This is a genomic window from Bradyrhizobium sp. USDA 326, assembly GCF_049739485.1.
In the GTDB taxonomy this organism is placed as follows: Bacteria; Pseudomonadota; Alphaproteobacteria; order Rhizobiales; family Xanthobacteraceae; genus Bradyrhizobium.
Window position 1 is genome coordinate 6,469,429 of record NZ_JBMGQA010000001.1, and the last position, 15,692, is coordinate 6,485,120.

Consider the following 15,692-nt stretch of genomic DNA (forward strand, 5'->3'; position numbering starts at 1 on the left):
TCAAGCGCCGCACGAAGCGTATAGCGCGCCCATGTCGAACCCAGCAGATACGGCCGCTGCCGATCCCATTCCCGAATGCCCGCACTGCCAGAAGCCGATGCCGCTCTGCATCTGCGACAGCGTCACACCGATCGAAAACCGGCTGTCGCTCCTGATCCTCCAGCATCCGCAGGAGCAGGACAGGGCGCTCGGCACCGCGCGGCTGCTTGCCAGGCATTTCGCCGATGCCACAGTGCGGGTCGGCCTGTCCTGGCCGAGCCTGTCCAAGGCGCTGGGGCGGCCGGTCGAGAACGCCTCGCACTGGGCCGTACTCTATCTCGGCTCGGCGCGCGCGGCAGATCTCGAGGCCAAAGGCGAGATCGTCGCGCTCAACCGCAAGGGTGAGGTCGCGGAGAACCAGCGCGCAATCCTCGGCAAGCTCGAAGGCGTGGTGCTGCTCGACGGTACCTGGAGCCAGGCCAAGGCGCTATGGTGGCGCAATCCGTGGATGCTCAAGTGTCAGCGCGTGATCCTCAACCCGGCGCACCCCTCGCGCTATGGGCCTCTGCGCAAGGAGCCGCGCAGCGACGGGCTCTCGACCATTGAGGCCGCGGCGACGATCCTTGCCGGACTAGAGCGGCGTCCTGACATCGCCGACACGCTGCATGCGAGTTTTGACCGGCTGTTGACACGATATCGCGAGGTCCAGGCCGAGATGCCGGAATTGGCGCCCAAACCGGCCCCGAAGGGCCGCCGGCGCGACTTCCGGCGTCGCAAACGCGCCTGACTTCGATCCACATCGGAAACAGCCGCGTCGCCGCCAGAGTCGGACGAAGGCGGTTGCCTAAACGCTTCATCCCCTATATTGCTCCGCCCTTACGGGGCCACGTGGCGGAGTGGTTACGCAACGGTCTGCAAAACCGTGTACACCAGTTCAATTCTGGTCGTGGCCTCCATCATAAAAACTTGAATTTACTTGCTAAATCTCCTCCTTGTCTGTTCGGCCAATTCCGGCCTGCTAGCGGATTGCTAGGCCTTCGCCTCCCGAGGTTGCTCACGTGGCCGTGCCTTGCAAGGGAACCGGAACTCATCCATGATTGTTCCGAAATTAGTCCGAGTTGCGTTAAGTGAAGCACATTGCACCCGACGAGCTTCAGCGTCGTCCCGTTTTCGTCAAGTTTGACAAGATCGCGCTCGCAATCGTCGGGGCTGTGGCCGCGTTAGCGGTCTTCTGGGGGGCGACGAATCGAGGGCCCGAGGCGGCAAAGGGCGCGCCTGCGAAGGCGGATCCGCCCGCATGCTATTCGATCGGCACGTCGGTATCCTCCGGGTGTGCCGAAAGAGCCAAGTGACCCGACGAAACAGCCCGTGGCATTTGCCTTCCGCCAGTTCGACACAGGACGGGCTATGATAGCCGTCGGGATTGCCGGGTGGATATTCTGGCGATCGTCATCATCATTCCTCTGAGCGCGAGCAAGAGCCCGCCAGCGTAAGCCCGCAAGGTGCAGGCGGGGCCACACCGGATTTGTCCGGCCCCCCGCGCCAACCGCCGATTCAGGCCCGCTGGCATGGAGTTCGCATCGATCGGGCGAAATATCCGATCAATCGAGCGCTGGAGAAGCCGTGGGCGAGATCGTCCGATTTGTCCCGAAATCCGAGCTGGAGCGGGCTCGCCTCATTCGCGAGGCGCGCGCGATCTATGACAGCATCTTTCCACCGGCCGCACCCGACCGGGCGCCGCAGGACAGCGAGGAACGCGTCAAGAATTGATAGTTGCGCGGAGACCTGGTCGCCAAACCGCCCGTCAGGCGGGCGCATCCGTTCACGATGAAGCCAGCCTCAGCTGGCCGCGTACCAGCCGTCGGGAAAGGGCAGGAGGGGCCAGGCGCCCTCGTTGTCATTGGCGGCCTTTGGAGTCGTCCTGGGCGTCGCGTCGAGGCTCCACGAGCGGGACACGAATTCCTCCTCCGGCGCGGGAGCCCGGTCCTCGAGGACCATGACGTCCCGGACGGCATCCAGCAGCAAGTTGAATTCGGCTTCGCTCATCACACCCTCCGGAACGCGGATGACGCAATGTCGCAAAGCCGGTTTGTGTTCGGATTGACCCGATCGCTCGCATTTTAACGATCCGGCGATCGCGACCCGATTGGTTAACGACCCCTGAAGAATTCCGGGCAACCTTACGTGCCTCCACGGCTTCGCGGAGTGAGAGAGATCACATTCCCAGCGACTTATTTCTCCTAGCTAGGTCTTCGCACCAAATTGGCCGGCGCCGGCCGGGCAGATCGGGAGACCTGGTCATGAAGGCAAGGTTCTTGCGGTTTGCGGGCGTGAAGAGCCAGGCGCGCGGCGCCTCGACGGTCGGACTGTTCCTGGCGCTGTTCGCCTCCACCGCTCATGCCCATGGCACAGCGCAACCGGTCCAGCCTGAGCGAGGGCTGTCGCGCGGTGTTCGATCAGGCTGCGGCTGAGCCACGCGGCCTGTGGATTTGTGCGCAGCAAGTATCTCGCACGGGCTGGCGAATTCGGCGTGGTGAGCCTGTGGATATGCTGCGGACAGGCTGTGGAGGGCCGGTTGATTTGCTGCGGATGGGCCGCATCTTCATCGGCAAACGTCATATCTCTGTCAAATCGCTTCACCGAATGATTCTCCGGTCGGACAGATTGCCGCGTCAGCCGAGATCATTTGGTTCTGCCGAATTCGAAAATCCAGCACCCACTCCGCTTCGTGGTCTGCGAACAGTTTTTATGCAGCCGTTTGCCCAAATGCCGGGCGCACTCCATCCAATTTTTTGTACGCCCGCGGACAAGCTTTTCGCGGCGCACTCCCGCAGGCTTCCGCCCCGATCACTGGACCATGGCAGGCGCCATGGCATTTCGGAGGAGCTGGCGAGATGGAGAAATCGGTTTGGCCCCAGGCGCGGGGGGAGATGGCGCGCGCATCATTGCCACGGCGCAAGCTCATGCTCGGCGCCGCCATTGCTTTCGGTCTCGTCGTCGCCGCACCGATCAGCGCGCAGGCTGCAGCTCCCGCCGCCTGCGCCGCGCTCCAGGAGAAATACCCGGACTGGAAGGGCAAGACGCTCGTCAACGCCATCAACCCGCACACGCCGGGCTATGAGACCATCGATCCCAAGGATCCCAGCAAGTACATCGGTTTCGATATCGATCTCGGCGAAGCCATCGGCGAATGTCTGGGCTTCAAGCTGACCTACAAGCCGGTGACGTTCGCAGCGCTCCTGACCACGCTGGCCGCGGGGCAGGCCGACATCGTGATCTCCGACATCTACGCCACCAAGGAGCGCGCCAAGGCTGCCGATTTCATCACCTACTCGAAGGTGTTCGACGGCGTGCTGGTCGCCAAAGGTAATCCGAAGGGCATCAACGGCATCAACATGTCACTGTGCGGTGCCGCTGCCGCCGAGAACACCGGCTATGTCGAGGTGCCCCTGATTCAGGCGTTGATCCCGGAGTGCAAGAAGGCCGGCAAGCCCGAACCGACCATCCAGCTCTACGACAACAACGCCAACTGCATTCAGGCGATCCTCGCCGGCCGTGCCGACACCTACATCAACGACGTCAACACCGTCGACAGCGCCGTAAAGGCCTATCCGGACAAGCTGGAGAAGGCGATCGCGGTGACGATCCCGTATTCCGTCGGCATCGCCGTGCCCAAGAACAAGCCCAAATTCCGCGACGCCGTGCTCGCTGCGCTGATCGAGGTGCAGAAGGCCGGCACGCACATGGAGCTTCTGAAGAAGCACGGGCTCGATGTGAACAACTTCATGGAGCCGGAAATTCTCACGGCCGACTGATGTCGCTGTTCCTTCACTACCTGAGCATGCCGTATCTGCTCGCGGGCATCGAGCTCACCCTCGAGGTGACCGCCCTCGGGCTCGGCGGCGGGTTGATCCTCGGATTGATCCTCGCCGGCATGCAGCTCTCCCGCTTCTGGCCCCTGGCGGCAATCGCCAGGGCCTATACCGTGATCTTCCGCGGCACGCCGCTGATCCTGCAGATGGTGTTCGCATACGACGCGCTGCCGCATATCGGCATCAAGCTGCCGGCCGTGCTGGCTGCCGGTCTCGCACTCGCCTGCAACGAGGCGCCGTTCATCGCGGAGATGCTGCGTGCCGGGGTGCTCGGCGTCGACCGCGGGCAGCTGACGGCCGGCCAGGCGCTGGGCATGACACCGTCAGTGCTGATGCGCAGGATCATCGCGCCGCAAGCCATCCGCACGATGATCCCGGCCTTCGGCAACGAGGCGGTGAGCGCGCTGAAGAATTCCTCGCTCGCCTCCGTCGTCGCGGTGCAGGAGCTGACCTTGCGCTCGACGCAGCTCGCGTCCTCGACCTTCGACTTCTTTTCGATCTTCTTCGCCTCGGGTCTGCTCTATCTCGTGCTGACCGCGACCATCAGCGCGATCCAGCTCTTCGTCGAATGGTGGCTCGATCTCGACCGCACCACGCGCCGCGAGCGCAAGCTCGCCGATTATCTGCCCTGGCGCCGGGTCGATCTGGTCTCCAAAGTCGAACTCGCAGCTGCGACCGTCGCCGATCCCGAGCCCGCACCAGCAGAGCTCGCGGCCACCCCGTCGCCGAGCCTGACGCGCGAGGAGCGCGCCCGCCGCGCCGCGACGATTGCGCGCAACAATATCGCGGTCGAAGTGAAGGATCTCGCCAAGAGCTACGGCCCGCAGAAGGTGCTCGGCGGCCTCGACCTCACGGTGCGCGTCGGCGAGGTGGTCGCGCTGCTCGGGCCCAGCGGCTCCGGCAAGAGCACATTGCTTCGCTGCATCAACCACCTTGAGAATTGGGATGCCGGCACCGTGCGCGTCGGCGGCCGGCGCCTCGGCTTTGGCGAGAATGGCAGGCCGCTGCCGCCGCGGGCGATTGCCAATGAGCGCGCCAGTGTCGGCGTCGGCATGGTGTTCCAGCAGTTCAATCTGTTCGCGCATCTGTCGGCGAAGGAGAACATCGCCGGTCCCCTGCGCTGGGTACACGGCATGACCCGGATCGACGCCGATCGCCGCGCCGCCGAGCTGCTCGACCGCGTCGGGCTCGCGCATCGCGCCCATGCGCTGCCGCGGCATCTCTCCGGTGGCCAGCAGCAGCGCGTCGCCATTGCCCGCGCGCTGGCGCCGAACCCGAGCGTGCTGCTGCTGGACGAACCGACCTCCGCGCTGGATCCCGAATTGGTCAGCGAGGTGCTGGAGGTGATCCGCCGTCTCGCCATCGATGATGGCCTCACCATGATCATCTCGACACATCAGATCCGCTTCGCCGACGAAGTCGCGGACCGCGTCGCCTTCCTGAGCGGCGGCGCGATCATCGAGGAGGGGCCCGCGCACGAGGTGCTCTCCAATCCCCGCAATCCGCTGACCGCGCGATTCCTCAGTGTCATGGAAGCCGACAAGGCTCCGGAGGCCGTGCGATGAGCGGCGCATCCGCAAGGTTCGAGACTCCCGAAGAGGCCATCTGATGAAGCATGTCACGCTGCCGGTTTCGCCGAAAACCGTCCACTGGGGCTATTTCTCCAAGACAGTCACGCCGGCCCTGACGCTGCGCTCCGGGGATCGCGCCACGATCGAGACACTGACCCATCACGCCAACGACGATTACGAGCGCATGATTCAGGGCGATCCGGGCGCCGAGAGCGTGTTTCAGTGGACGCGCGAGCACAAGGCGGTCGCGCGTCGCGGCTCTGGCCCGACAGAGGGCCCGTTCATCCGCGGCGCAGGCGAGGGGATCGGCGTTCATCTCCTCACCGGACCGGTCGCGATCGAGGGCGCCGAGCCCGGCGATATCCTGGAGGTGCGCATCCTCGACGTCCGGCCGCGGCCGAGCTGCAGTGCCTGTCATGCCGGCCGCTGCTTCGGCTCCAATGTCGCGGCGAACTGGGGTTTCCACTATCACGACCTGATCGAGGAGCCGAAGCCGCGCGAGGTCGTCACCATCTTCGAGCTCGACATCTCCGGCGAGCCCTATGCGAAGGCGGTCTACAACTATGTCTGGACGCCGCAGACCGACCCCGACGGCATCGTGCATCCGACCATCGACTATCCCGGCGTCCGCGTCGATCACGCCACCATCAGGAAGCGCGAGAACATCCTCTCCAGCGTGAAGGTGCCGGCGCGGCTGCATTTCGGCACCATGGGCCTTGCCCCATCGGAAGCCGATTTCGTCAGCTCGATCCCGCCGAGCTATACCGGGGGCAACATCGACGACTGGCGCATCGGCAAGGGCGCGCGGATGTTCTATCCGGTCGCGGTCCCCGGCGCCTATTTCTCGGTCGGCGATCCCCACGCCGCGCAGGGCGACAGCGAGCTCGGCGGCACCGCGATCGAGACCTCGCTGACCGGAGATTTCGAGTTCATCCTGCACAAGAAGGCCGACCTCGCCGGCACCAGCCTCGAGGGCCTCGACCATCCCATGCTCGAGACCGACCACGCCTGGTCATTCTACGGCTTCACCTATCCGAACTATCTGGCCACGCTCGGCGCCGGTGCACAAACCGAGATTGCCAATCACTCCAGTCTCGACCGTGCGATGCGCGATGCGTTCAGAAAACTCCGCCGTTTCCTGATGACCGTACATCGCCTCAGCGAGGACGAGGCGATCTCGCTGATGTCGGTCGGGGCCGATTTCGGTGTCACCCAGGTCGTCGACGCCAATTGGGGCGTCCACGGCACGATCCGCAAGAACATCTTCCGGTGCGAGTGAATCTCTCCACGTCGTCATGCCCTAACGCTTTGAAGGGCAGCCCATTTTTCAGGATGGGATGGTGACCGACGAACCTCATCTTCGGCCCGTCGCGGCGACGGACGACCGTGTGCGTCTGGCACAGAGGTTGCTTCGATCGACTGCAACCTGGGTCGATCCGATGAGCTTCCGCCCGTTCACGAGCGAGTCCTACGCGCAAGACGACCGCCCCGAAGCCTGGCGGGACGTGCTGGCTGCGGTCGGCCTGCAACCGGCGGGTGGTCACAGCATATTCGACGGACACGCGACCGCATCGCACCGGAACGCCGCAGGCGTCGCGCTGACGCGCATGGCTGCGGGCGCGCAGAGCGTCGGCCCGCTCTCACGAGCAAGCGAAGACCTTCCCATCGCGCTGATGCCTGTCGAGGACGGCATGGTGCTGAAGAGCGCCGGCAGTCATCGTATCGTTCCCGTCGGTCATCTCGTGCTGCTGCCGCGCAGCGGCGACTGGAGCATCGTGTTCCAGCGCGATATGCGCGCCATCGTGCTGTCGGTGACATCGGAGGCGCTGCACGGGCGCCTCTCGGGCAAGCCGCGCCTTGGCGGGCCCCGCGTCGTTCCACCCAGCGGCTTTGCCGACGTATTCTCCCGCCTGCTCGATGCCACTGCACGGACCCTCGACACCCTGAGCGATCCCGAATGGAATTCGATCGTGCAATCCCTCGTCGATCTGCTGCTGACGCTCGCGCATCAGCTGGCGGCATCGAACTCCGATGCTGGATCGAGCGCGACGCAGGCTGCGCTGCTGCACCGGATCTGCCAGACCATCGAGCGCCGTCTCGACGATCCCGATCTGGTGCCGGCGCGCGTCGCGCAGGCCGAGGGGATCTCCGAACGCTACCTGCAAAAGCTGTTCGAGGCCGTCGGGGACAATTTCACCCACTATGTTCGCGAGCGCCGCCTCCAGCGCGCCTGGGCGGATCTCTCCAACCCAACCGAGGCTCATCGCTCGATCTCGGAGATCGCCTACGCCTATGGTTTTGGCGACTCCGCGCATTTCAGCCGCGCCTTCCGACATCGCTTCGGCCTGTCACCGCGCGAGTTTCGCCAGCAGGAGGCGGAGCGCGCGACTGCACAGCACGGCGTCGCCGGCCAGCGCGGCTGGCCGCAGGTGGCACTGGCGCAGCTTCGCGCCCATCAGAACGTAGAGACGCGCAGCAGTGTCGCCTGTGCCGGCGCCGCGGCGCGGACGACGGCCGAACGCCGTCATCACCATCTCCCGGTCGAGGCCAGCCGCGTCCATTGGGGCTATTTCAGCCGTTCGCTGCCGCCGCAGATCGAGATTTCCTCGGGCGACACCATCACCATCGAGACGCTGACCCAGCATGCCTCCGACGATCCGGAGTTGATGATCGCCGGCGATGCCGCCGCCGAAAGCGTGTTCGGCTGGACGCGCGACAAGAAGAACGTCGACCGCCGCGGCGCAGGGCCCATGGATGCCAGTGTGTTCGGCCGCGGTGCCGGCGAGGGGTTTGGCGTGCACATCTGCACCGGGCCCGTCGCGGTGAAGGACGCCCAGCCCGGCGATGTGCTGGAGGTGCGCATCCTCGACATCGTGCCGCGAGCGAGCCGCGATCCGAACCATGCGGGCCGTGTGTTCGGCTCCTCGGTCGCAGCGTGGTGGGGTTATCACTACAGCGAGTTTCTCGGCGGTCCCAAGCCGCGCGAAGCGGTTACCATCTATGAAATCTTCGACGACGCCGAGGTGCCGCATGCCCGCGCCCTCTATTCCTACCGCTGGGAGCCGCAGACCGATCCGTTTGGCGTCGTGCACACCACCTACGACTACCCCGGCGTTCCCGTCGCACCTGCCACGATCAAGCGCCGCCATGGCGTACTCGACGGCATCAGGATTCCCCTGCGTCCGCATTTCGGCGTGATCGCGGTGGCGCCGCGCGAGGTCGATTTCGTCGACTCCGTGCCGCCGTCCTATTTCGGCGGCAATCTCGACAATTGGCGGCTGGGGAAGGGGGCGACCGTGTATCTTCCGGTCTCGGTTCCCGGTGCGCTGCTGTCGGTCGGCGATCCCCATGCCGCGCAGGGCGACGGCGAACTCAGCGGCACCGCAATCGAGTGCTCGATGACCGGCACCTTCGAGGTGATCCTGCACAAGAAGGCCGATCTCGCCGGCCAGCCCTTCGCCGATCTCTCTTACCCCCTGATCGAGACCGCGACCGATTGGGTGCTGACCGGCTTCAGCCACCCGAACTATCTCGCGGAGTTCGGCGCCCAAGGGCAGAGCGAGGTCTACGCCAAGTCCTCGCTCGACCTCGCGATGAAGGATGCGTTCCGCAAGATGCGGCGCTTCCTGATGAACGTCAAAGGCCTCAGCGAGGACGAGGCGATCGCGCTGATGTCCGCCGCCGTCGATTTCGGCGTCACGCAGGTCGTCGACGGCAATTGGGGCGTGCACGCCATCCTCAGCAAGCGCCTGTTTCAGGACGCATCTTAACAAGGACACTCAAGTGAAATTCCATATGATCAGCGGCGGACCGAAACCGGTCGCGCCTTTCAGCCATGCGGTGGAAACCGACGGATTTGTCTTCGTCACGGGCCAGATGCCGGACACGCCGCAGGCGCCGGGCGTGCTGCCCAAGGGCATCGTCGCGCAGACCCGCGCCGTGATGGAGAACCTGAAGGTGGTGCTCGCCGGCCTCGATCTCGGCCTCGAGCATGTCGTGATGACGCGCGTGTATCTCACCCGCTTCAAGGAGGACTATGCCGCGATGAACGAGACCTACCGCACATTCTTCGCGCCGGATCGCCTGCCGGCCCGCACCTGTGTCGGCGTCACCGGGCTTGCCTACGATGCGTTGATCGAGATCGATCTGGTGTGCCGGCGGCCGTGATCGTTCGCAGCCTGGATGGAGCCAACAGGGCTACAAGACCTTGCGCTGCCTGTCGGGCAAAACACCCGGCCGGCAGGTCAATCCGCGCCCGCGAAAATATTCCATTTTACCGAAATTCGGCTTTCGCGTATTCCTGCGCCACCTCATCCCGGTCAGAGGGCGTATCGCGATCGTCACGACACGCGGGGTGAGCTGCGGTGGACGCTAGTCACATCGGCGCGAGAGACATCGCAGGGCGGGCAACCGTGAGCGACAGGTCTTCGCGCACACGACCGGTGTGATCTGCGTACGGCAAAACCGTGTCGTCCTGGCGCCCGGGTCTGTGCGCCAAGTCTTGCGGTGATGTGGCGGCCCGACCGGGCGCGCGCATCAGCCATCCGCAAGGCGACGGGGGCAATAGTGCATCGCTCCCCGGGGAGAACTCGGCATCAAACCACTGCGCAGGGAAGGCCGGATGTTTGGCTTCACCTGTATGCCGCTGTGCAGCTTCTCGTAGCGCAACCTTCGCACAGTGGACCGTGGGTGCCCGGCCGGCACCCGGTCTTCCCTGCGCCCCCTGACAAAGGGGGTGTCGAGATGGAGCAAAGCTCGGGCGAGACAAGCCGCGAGGATGTGCACGTGTGTCTGCGACAGAGATTTGCGTCGGTGGGGAGGCGTTCCGCCCAGCTTCCGTCATTGCAGGTTTGGCCCCGGCCGATGGCGGCCTTGCCCTTGAAGGCCAGGCCCTCCTCGGGACGCCTTGCGGATGATGACGAATTCGTCCTTTGCAAGCGCAAGCGGCTTTGTTATACGCAGCCGCGCGCGAACGAACGGTTCGCCTTTTCCTCGGTAGCTCAGCGGTAGAGCATCCGACTGTTAATCGGATGGTCGCTGGTTCGAATCCAGCCCGGGGAGCCATTGGCCTTCACATGAGGCCATTTTGGCTCACTTTCAGTAACTCCCAGACACAAATAAACCCTTTGTGATCAGCAACTTAGTGTGCCTGAGAGATGCGCTGGGTGCGGCCATGTCGCGCCGTGTCGCTGGCGCCAAATTTGTCCCAAACCTGCCCTTGGCCCTACAGTTCGGATCTGGCCCCCAGCCGGCAAGCCGGGGGCCAGAAACTGCAGGTTTTTCCACCAACAGTGCGGAACTGGTCCCCGGAGCCTAACCAGCGACCATCCGCGAGAGGGACACTACCATGAATATCGAGCTGCTCGACCCCGCCAAGCTGCACACCCTCGCCAAGGGCAAGGAGCACAATGACGGCGGCGGGCTCTACCTGTCGGTCAACGCCAACGGTTCCGCGAGCTGGAAATTCCGCAAGGATTTCCGGGGCGAGCCGCTCCGCATGGGGCTGGGCTCCCTGACCGTCCGCAGCATCGACGAGGCCCGGGATCTGGCGGCCAAGTACCGCCGCATGATTCGCGACGACATCGACCCCCGGCTGGAGGAGGTCACCGAGGGCAAGGGGGCCGGCGGCCGGAAGACCTCGCCGCTGTTCGAGGATCTCTACAAGGCCACCATGGCCACCGCGATGGAGCGCGGCACCGAGGGCAAGCAGGCGCACGAGAAGGCTGTGGAAAAGTGGCAGCGCGACATCGACACCTATTCGAAGCCGCTGCACGGCAAGCAGGTCCACACCATCACCGTGGACGACGCCATCGGCGTGCTGAAGCCACTGTGGCTGACCATCCCGACCACCGCCACCGAGTTCAGGGGCCGGCTGGAGCGCGTGTTCAAGCGCTGGATCGCCGCCGAGCGCGCCAAGGGCAACACCGCCGTCATCATCAACCCGGCCGCCAAGGATCTGGTGCTGCCGTTCCTACCGACCCAGACCAACACCACCAGGCGCCGGCCCTCGCTGCCCTACAAGCTGCTGCCGGCCTTCTTCGCCGAGCTGGTCCAGATCAACACGGTCGCCGCCAAGTGCCTGCAGGCGGTGATCCTGACCTGCGCCCGCACCAACGAGGGTTTCCAGATGTGCGACGGCCAGCTCGTGCCGGCCGAGGACGGCGGCATGAAGTGGGTGATCCCGGGCAAGGTGATGAAGAACGGCGTGCAGGCCGACGTGCCGCTGACCGACACCGTGATCAAGTTGATCGAGGAGGTGCGCGACGAGCGCGCCAGCGGCGAGACGCTCTGCTTCCCCGGCAACAGCGGCGAGGACGGCACGCTGTCGGAGAACACGCTGCTCGCCGTCGTGCAGAAGCAGCTCGGCTACAACGGCACCAAGGGCAAGCCGCGCGCCTCGACCCACGGCTTCCGCTCGACCTTCCGCTCGTGGGGCATGAACGAGACGGGCCACCAGCGCGAGACGCTGGAGTTCTGCCTGCACCACATCGAGGGCTCGGACGCCGAGCTGGCCTACGCGCAGGGCGACATGTTCGAGAAGCGCCGCAAGGCGCTGGAGGACTGGGAGGCCTTCGTGACCAGCCTCGGAAAAAAATCTCGCCTCAGGCTGGTGGCGTAATCGCCCCCAAGTAGCCTCGGCTGCTCTGGAGTTAGACCCGGCCAAAGTGGCCGGGTTTACTTTTGGTGGCGCCTGGAGGAGTCCCACCCACAAACATCGGCATTGGACCTTGGTCGTTATCCAATCCTTGATACTTCTTTTGGATAAGACAGAGCGTTATCCAAAAATAGCAAACAGAATCCTTGACCGACTGGATAGGAACGCATAAGAGAGGGTGCCGAGACGCCGCCAAGCAGGCTTCGGCCTTTCTCCAAACCGGATTGGAGCCGTTAGATGTCGGGTGACAACGTGACCAAGGTTGCGGAAGCTGTGCAGGATGAGGGCGATGGACGCCAGCGATCGAGCATTGGCTTTCCCTATAATAATCTGGGCGATGCCGTCGAAGTGGCGCAGGCCATCCACGACCATGTGGGGACCGGCGATTGCGATGACTCCCAGCTGTCTGCCTGGATGAATGTGAGTCCCAAAAGCAGTGGCTATCGCATCCAGATTTCGGCCGCTCGCATGTTTTGCCTCGTCGAAACTACCAGCGGAAACCACAAGCTCACGCCGCTGGGGCGAGCAATTGTAGATCCGCAACAGGAGCGCGCTGCGCGCGCCAATGCCTTCTTGAGTGTGCCGCTCTACAAGGCGATCTTCGACAAATACAAAGGTGGCGTTCTGCCGCCACCCGCAGCACTGGAGCGCGATATCGTCGGACTGGGTGTTGCGGAAAAACAGACTGGCCGCGCACGCCAAGTGTTCGAGCGCTCGGCAGAGCAAGCTAATTTTTTCGAGCATGGCAAGACCCGACTCGTAATGCCTGCTGTGGCTGTGCGTGAAGTCCCGCCTGAAATTCTTGAGGACAGAAACAAGAATGGTGGTGGCGGTGGCGGTGGCGACGTCGGCCTAACTGAGCTGGGGCTCGACCCGCTACTGATCGCGCTGTTGAAAAAGATACCAACGTCGGGGGAGTGGCCCGCCGCCCAGCGTGTCCGCTGGTTCCGGACGTTCGCGATGAACGTGTCTCAGATCTACGATCTGGATGACGAGCCGGTGGAGATGAAAATCGAGTTGGATAAGGCAGGCAATTAAGTCGGCCTTACTCCCTAACGAAACGTTAACGCATTAAGTCGATCTTTACCTTTCAGTAGTGCAATAGGCAGAAGTCAACCTGAGCGAGTCCGCACCGTGGAATGGAAGCCCAAAAAGATTGCGGGCACGCTTTATGATCTGAGCCACCTCCATCCGTTTAGATTGGAGGTGACGCCCAAAGGGCAAGACACGCCGACCTACGTCGTTCGCGTGACGTTTGGACTGCATTGTTTCACTCGCGACCTCAAGGAGGAAGACACCCCCGATCTGCACATTGTCCATGATGGTGAGAGGCGCTGTTTCTGCTTTGATCGCTATGATCTCTCGAAGGAATTAGTGGATGCCATCAAGTATGCTGCCGGCGGTCGCGCCTATTTCACTCAGCGAGCGAACTTCCTGATTCTCGAAAGTCTGTCTCAGCACAATGCGCCGTACGCAATTTTTTTCGATGTCGAGAAGGCCAAGAAGGCTGACGGGTATGACGCCGCAATGTTCGTAACGAGCGCTCACCTTCGGCCTGACTTGCCGGAAAAACTTCCGCCTGTGACATTCGCTACGATCGTGGACTATCGAGTCCAGGGGAAGAAGCTGAAGCGGCCCGAGCCGCGTCGTATCATCGTCCAAAAAAGAAAATAGCCCCCGCAGGGGCTACTTCCGAGGGAGGGAAATTCGTTTGCTAAAAGTCCCTCTGTGCGAAGACTCACCTTGCGTCTACGATCCGTAGAGCCCTTTTTAGGGGGCGGAGTTGCTGTCTTTCATCGCGATCAGCAAGGGCATAACTAGCACCCATCGGTGAAGGTTTCAATAAGATCGTTGGAGGGGGAACCTTCAGCCCTCGAAAATTATCCTTCTTTTTCAATAGTATACGAGATGTCCATACGTGCCATTACATAAAGGTAAAGGGAATTTTTCCCCCAAAGTGACTTTTTTACACTCCCAGACGCCCGTTCCGGAACGGCCCAGATTTGCAGGTTCCTGCAATGAAACTGGCTGCTATTCGAGCGTCCGGGCATAGGCGGGGTGCTTGCGGTTCTTCACCTTGACCCAATGCGGGCAGCGGCCGGCCCGATAGGGACGCTCGCGATGCTTCGACACCAGCCCCTCCAGCCCCATGCGGCAGGCGGCCTCGAATAGGTCGGGGCCGATCTCACCTTGCTCGAATGGCGCGACGAAGATGCCCTCGGGGCGGCCCCGCAGCAGCCGGGCCAGGTTGGTCTTACGCAAGCCGAGCGGCAGCCTACGCATATCCTCGCCGTCGCCCGCCAGCATGTCGAAGGCGTAGAGCTGGACCTCGTCATTGTGCCGGCCCGAATGCAGCGCGTCGAAGTCGGCGCTGCCATCGAGGTTGAGCACCACGGCTTCGCCGTCCAGGACGAAATGCTCCTGCCGGACCTTCAGCGCGGTCTCGACGATCCACGGGTAGCGCTTGGTGTAGTCGTGGCCTCCCTTGGTCTTCAGGCGCACGACCTTGCCCTGCCGGATGACCTGCAGGCGGTAGCCGTCCAACTTGATCTCGTGGAACCAGTCGCGCCCGGCGGGCACGACCTTGGCCATAACTGGCAGCGCTAACTCAAACATCGACGGTGATCTAAGCATCAAATCGCCGGGCTCAAGCCGGCCGGATAGGTCCGCATCCCCGAGGAGCACAAAGAAAAACCCGGCGCTAGGGCCGGGGCTCGATGAACATGGTGGGGTCGGTCAGGAGCCTGATCAGCTCGCCGTGGGCAAGTTCGAGATTGTCGAGCGCCTCCTTGATCGCCCTGACCTTGGTCTCCAGCTTCACCTCGCGCAGGTGACGCATCGCCTCCAGCCGCTCGGTGTCGCGTTCCAGCACGGGGGCGAGCAGCGCGACGGCATCGGCAATCAGGCCCTGCGCCTGCTCGACGGGATTGGGTTCGGGCGGCTTGGTCATTTCTTCTTCCGATCTGGCACGCCGTGCCGTTCGTACATGTCGAGCAGCAGCTCGACCACCTTGGGCACCTCGCTCTCGCCCGAGGCGTACTTGAAGCAGGAGCTGCGGCCGACGCCGAGCAGCTCGTGCGCGTTGTGCGGGGTGTAGCCGAGCTTCTTCAGTTTGCGGACGAACGCTTCAGGGGTCATCGCTCGTCCATCTTGATGCCGTGGTTGTAGCCGGCGGGGCTGCGGTAGGCAGCGTCGGCGGCTCGCAGCGCTTGCTGCAGGCGCCGTGCTTCGGCCTCGTCACGGGCTTTCGCCTCGCGCCGAACCCGTTCTTGCGGGTCGGTTCCGAAGCTGAAGAGCCAGCCCACCAAGTCAAGGCCGGCGCCGATGATGACGAGCGAAACCACGACCCAGAGAACGATCCAGAACACCGATGAAAAATCTGCCATTGCTTGTCCTCCCTCACTGCACTTTCATAGTCTCGATCTGGACTAGTCTCAATAGAGACTAGAGTGCGGGTTTTACGGGTTCTTGACGGCGGCGGGGAGGAGGCCGATGTTCACGGCGTTGGTGGATCTACCGAGTGGATCTGTTCAACACCCCATAACGGCACGCATTGCCCCCGGCGCCGCCCCCAGGCCCGGGGGCTTTCTTTTGCTTAGCGAAGTTCGAAATTTG

At 63.4% G+C, this 15,692-nt stretch carries 16 protein-coding genes and 2 tRNA genes; 13 read left to right on the top strand and 5 right to left on the bottom strand.

Annotated elements, in window-relative coordinates; all coding sequences use genetic code 11:
• Positions 1–31 precede the first annotated feature (31 nt).
• From ABIG06_RS30455 to ABIG06_RS30465, 3 genes are all read left to right on the top strand, one after another.
• Entirely contained in the window at positions 32–766 is a 735-nt protein-coding gene (locus ABIG06_RS30455; protein ID WP_424578468.1) for a tRNA-uridine aminocarboxypropyltransferase, read from the top strand.
• A gap of 95 nt (positions 767–861) precedes the next feature.
• Positions 862–935 (top strand) — tRNA-Cys (locus ABIG06_RS30460).
• A gap of 667 nt (positions 936–1,602) precedes the next feature.
• Entirely contained in the window at positions 1,603–1,749 is a 147-nt protein-coding gene (locus ABIG06_RS30465; RefSeq protein ID WP_199751554.1) for a hypothetical protein, read from the top strand.
• Between the two features lie 69 nt (positions 1,750–1,818).
• Here the strand turns inward: ABIG06_RS30465 and ABIG06_RS30470 are convergent, their stop codons facing one another.
• Positions 1,819–2,025 carry a hypothetical protein gene (locus ABIG06_RS30470; RefSeq protein ID WP_370139705.1) on the bottom strand — a complete coding sequence of 69 codons (207 nt, stop codon included), beginning with the start codon at positions 2,023–2,025 and terminating at the stop codon, positions 1,819–1,821.
• 254 nt (positions 2,026–2,279) lie between these two features.
• On the opposite strand from ABIG06_RS30470, the gene ABIG06_RS30475 reads away from it, so the two are divergent.
• From ABIG06_RS30475 to ABIG06_RS30520, 10 genes are all read left to right on the top strand, one after another.
• Positions 2,280–2,450 (top strand): hypothetical protein, encoded by a 171-nt coding sequence (locus ABIG06_RS30475; RefSeq protein WP_370139706.1) that lies wholly within the window; start codon positions 2,280–2,282, stop codon positions 2,448–2,450.
• A gap of 459 nt (positions 2,451–2,909) precedes the next feature.
• Positions 2,910–3,794 (top strand): ABC transporter substrate-binding protein, encoded by an 885-nt coding sequence (locus ABIG06_RS30480; RefSeq protein ID WP_370140945.1) that lies wholly within the window; start codon positions 2,910–2,912, stop codon positions 3,792–3,794.
• Positions 3,794–5,416, top strand: coding sequence for an amino acid ABC transporter permease/ATP-binding protein (locus ABIG06_RS30485; RefSeq protein ID WP_370139707.1), 1,623 nt, complete (start codon positions 3,794–3,796; stop codon positions 5,414–5,416). The genes ABIG06_RS30480 and ABIG06_RS30485 overlap by 1 nt, the downstream gene beginning before the upstream one ends.
• Positions 5,417–5,459: 43 nt before the next feature.
• Positions 5,460–6,701: an acetamidase/formamidase family protein gene (locus ABIG06_RS30490; protein WP_370139708.1), complete on the top strand. Its 1,242-nt coding sequence runs from the start codon at positions 5,460–5,462 to the stop codon at positions 6,699–6,701.
• Positions 6,702–6,861: 160 nt separating this feature from the next.
• Positions 6,862–9,192 carry an acetamidase/formamidase family protein gene (locus ABIG06_RS30495; RefSeq protein ID WP_370140946.1) on the top strand — a complete coding sequence of 777 codons (2,331 nt, stop codon included), beginning with the start codon at positions 6,862–6,864 and terminating at the stop codon, positions 9,190–9,192.
• 13 nt (positions 9,193–9,205) lie between these two features.
• Positions 9,206–9,589, top strand: coding sequence for a RidA family protein (locus ABIG06_RS30500; RefSeq protein WP_124160914.1), 384 nt, complete (start codon positions 9,206–9,208; stop codon positions 9,587–9,589).
• An 822-nt stretch (positions 9,590–10,411) separates the two neighbouring features.
• Positions 10,412–10,486: transfer RNA gene (locus ABIG06_RS30505), tRNA-Asn, on the top strand.
• 283 nt (positions 10,487–10,769) lie between these two features.
• Positions 10,770–12,041, top strand: coding sequence for a tyrosine-type recombinase/integrase (locus tag ABIG06_RS30510; protein WP_370139709.1), 1,272 nt, complete (start codon positions 10,770–10,772; stop codon positions 12,039–12,041).
• Positions 12,042–12,314: 273 nt separating this feature from the next.
• A complete protein-coding gene (locus ABIG06_RS30515; RefSeq protein WP_424578469.1) occupies positions 12,315–13,115 on the top strand; it encodes a hypothetical protein in 801 nt (266 codons plus the stop codon).
• 96 nt (positions 13,116–13,211) lie between these two features.
• Positions 13,212–13,751 carry a hypothetical protein gene (locus ABIG06_RS30520; protein ID WP_370139711.1) on the top strand — a complete coding sequence of 180 codons (540 nt, stop codon included), beginning with the start codon at positions 13,212–13,214 and terminating at the stop codon, positions 13,749–13,751.
• A 357-nt stretch (positions 13,752–14,108) separates the two neighbouring features.
• Here ABIG06_RS30520 and ABIG06_RS30525 read toward each other — a convergent pair whose 3' ends face one another.
• From ABIG06_RS30525 to ABIG06_RS30540, 4 genes are all read right to left on the bottom strand, one after another.
• Positions 14,109–14,669 carry a DNA ligase gene (locus ABIG06_RS30525; protein WP_370139712.1) on the bottom strand — a complete coding sequence of 187 codons (561 nt, stop codon included), beginning with the start codon at positions 14,667–14,669 and terminating at the stop codon, positions 14,109–14,111.
• A gap of 109 nt (positions 14,670–14,778) precedes the next feature.
• Entirely contained in the window at positions 14,779–15,027 is a 249-nt protein-coding gene (locus tag ABIG06_RS30530; protein ID WP_370139713.1) for a hypothetical protein, read from the bottom strand.
• Entirely contained in the window at positions 15,024–15,215 is a 192-nt protein-coding gene (locus tag ABIG06_RS30535) for a hypothetical protein (RefSeq protein ID WP_370139714.1), read from the bottom strand. Before ABIG06_RS30535 ends, ABIG06_RS30530 begins: the two co-directional genes overlap by 4 nt.
• On the bottom strand, positions 15,212–15,463 hold the full coding sequence (locus tag ABIG06_RS30540; RefSeq protein WP_370139715.1) for a hypothetical protein: 252 nt from the start codon (positions 15,461–15,463) through the stop codon (positions 15,212–15,214). The genes ABIG06_RS30535 and ABIG06_RS30540 overlap by 4 nt, the downstream gene beginning before the upstream one ends.
• Positions 15,464–15,692 lie beyond the last annotated feature (229 nt).

Excerpts from the sequence above, each read along its gene's own strand:
- ABIG06_RS30455 (WP_424578468.1), top strand. The coding sequence starts at position 32 with ATGTCGAACCCAGCAGATACGGCCGCTGCCGATCCCATTCCCGAATGC.
- ABIG06_RS30470 (WP_370139705.1), bottom strand. The coding sequence starts at position 2,025 with ATGAGCGAAGCCGAATTCAACTTGCTGCTGGATGCCGTCCGGGACGTC.
- ABIG06_RS30475 (WP_370139706.1), top strand. The coding sequence starts at position 2,280 with ATGAAGGCAAGGTTCTTGCGGTTTGCGGGCGTGAAGAGCCAGGCGCGC.
- ABIG06_RS30480 (WP_370140945.1), top strand. The coding sequence starts at position 2,910 with ATGGCGCGCGCATCATTGCCACGGCGCAAGCTCATGCTCGGCGCCGCC.
- ABIG06_RS30485 (WP_370139707.1), top strand. The coding sequence starts at position 3,794 with ATGTCGCTGTTCCTTCACTACCTGAGCATGCCGTATCTGCTCGCGGGC.
- ABIG06_RS30490 (WP_370139708.1), top strand. The coding sequence starts at position 5,460 with ATGAAGCATGTCACGCTGCCGGTTTCGCCGAAAACCGTCCACTGGGGC.
- ABIG06_RS30495 (WP_370140946.1), top strand. The coding sequence starts at position 6,862 with ATGAGCTTCCGCCCGTTCACGAGCGAGTCCTACGCGCAAGACGACCGC.
- ABIG06_RS30510 (WP_370139709.1), top strand. The coding sequence starts at position 10,770 with ATGAATATCGAGCTGCTCGACCCCGCCAAGCTGCACACCCTCGCCAAG.
- ABIG06_RS30515 (WP_424578469.1), top strand. The coding sequence starts at position 12,315 with ATGTCGGGTGACAACGTGACCAAGGTTGCGGAAGCTGTGCAGGATGAG.
- ABIG06_RS30525 (WP_370139712.1), bottom strand. The coding sequence starts at position 14,669 with ATGGCCAAGGTCGTGCCCGCCGGGCGCGACTGGTTCCACGAGATCAAG.
- ABIG06_RS30530 (WP_370139713.1), bottom strand. The coding sequence starts at position 15,027 with ATGACCAAGCCGCCCGAACCCAATCCCGTCGAGCAGGCGCAGGGCCTG.
- ABIG06_RS30535 (WP_370139714.1), bottom strand. The coding sequence starts at position 15,215 with ATGACCCCTGAAGCGTTCGTCCGCAAACTGAAGAAGCTCGGCTACACC.
- ABIG06_RS30540 (WP_370139715.1), bottom strand. The coding sequence starts at position 15,463 with ATGGCAGATTTTTCATCGGTGTTCTGGATCGTTCTCTGGGTCGTGGTT.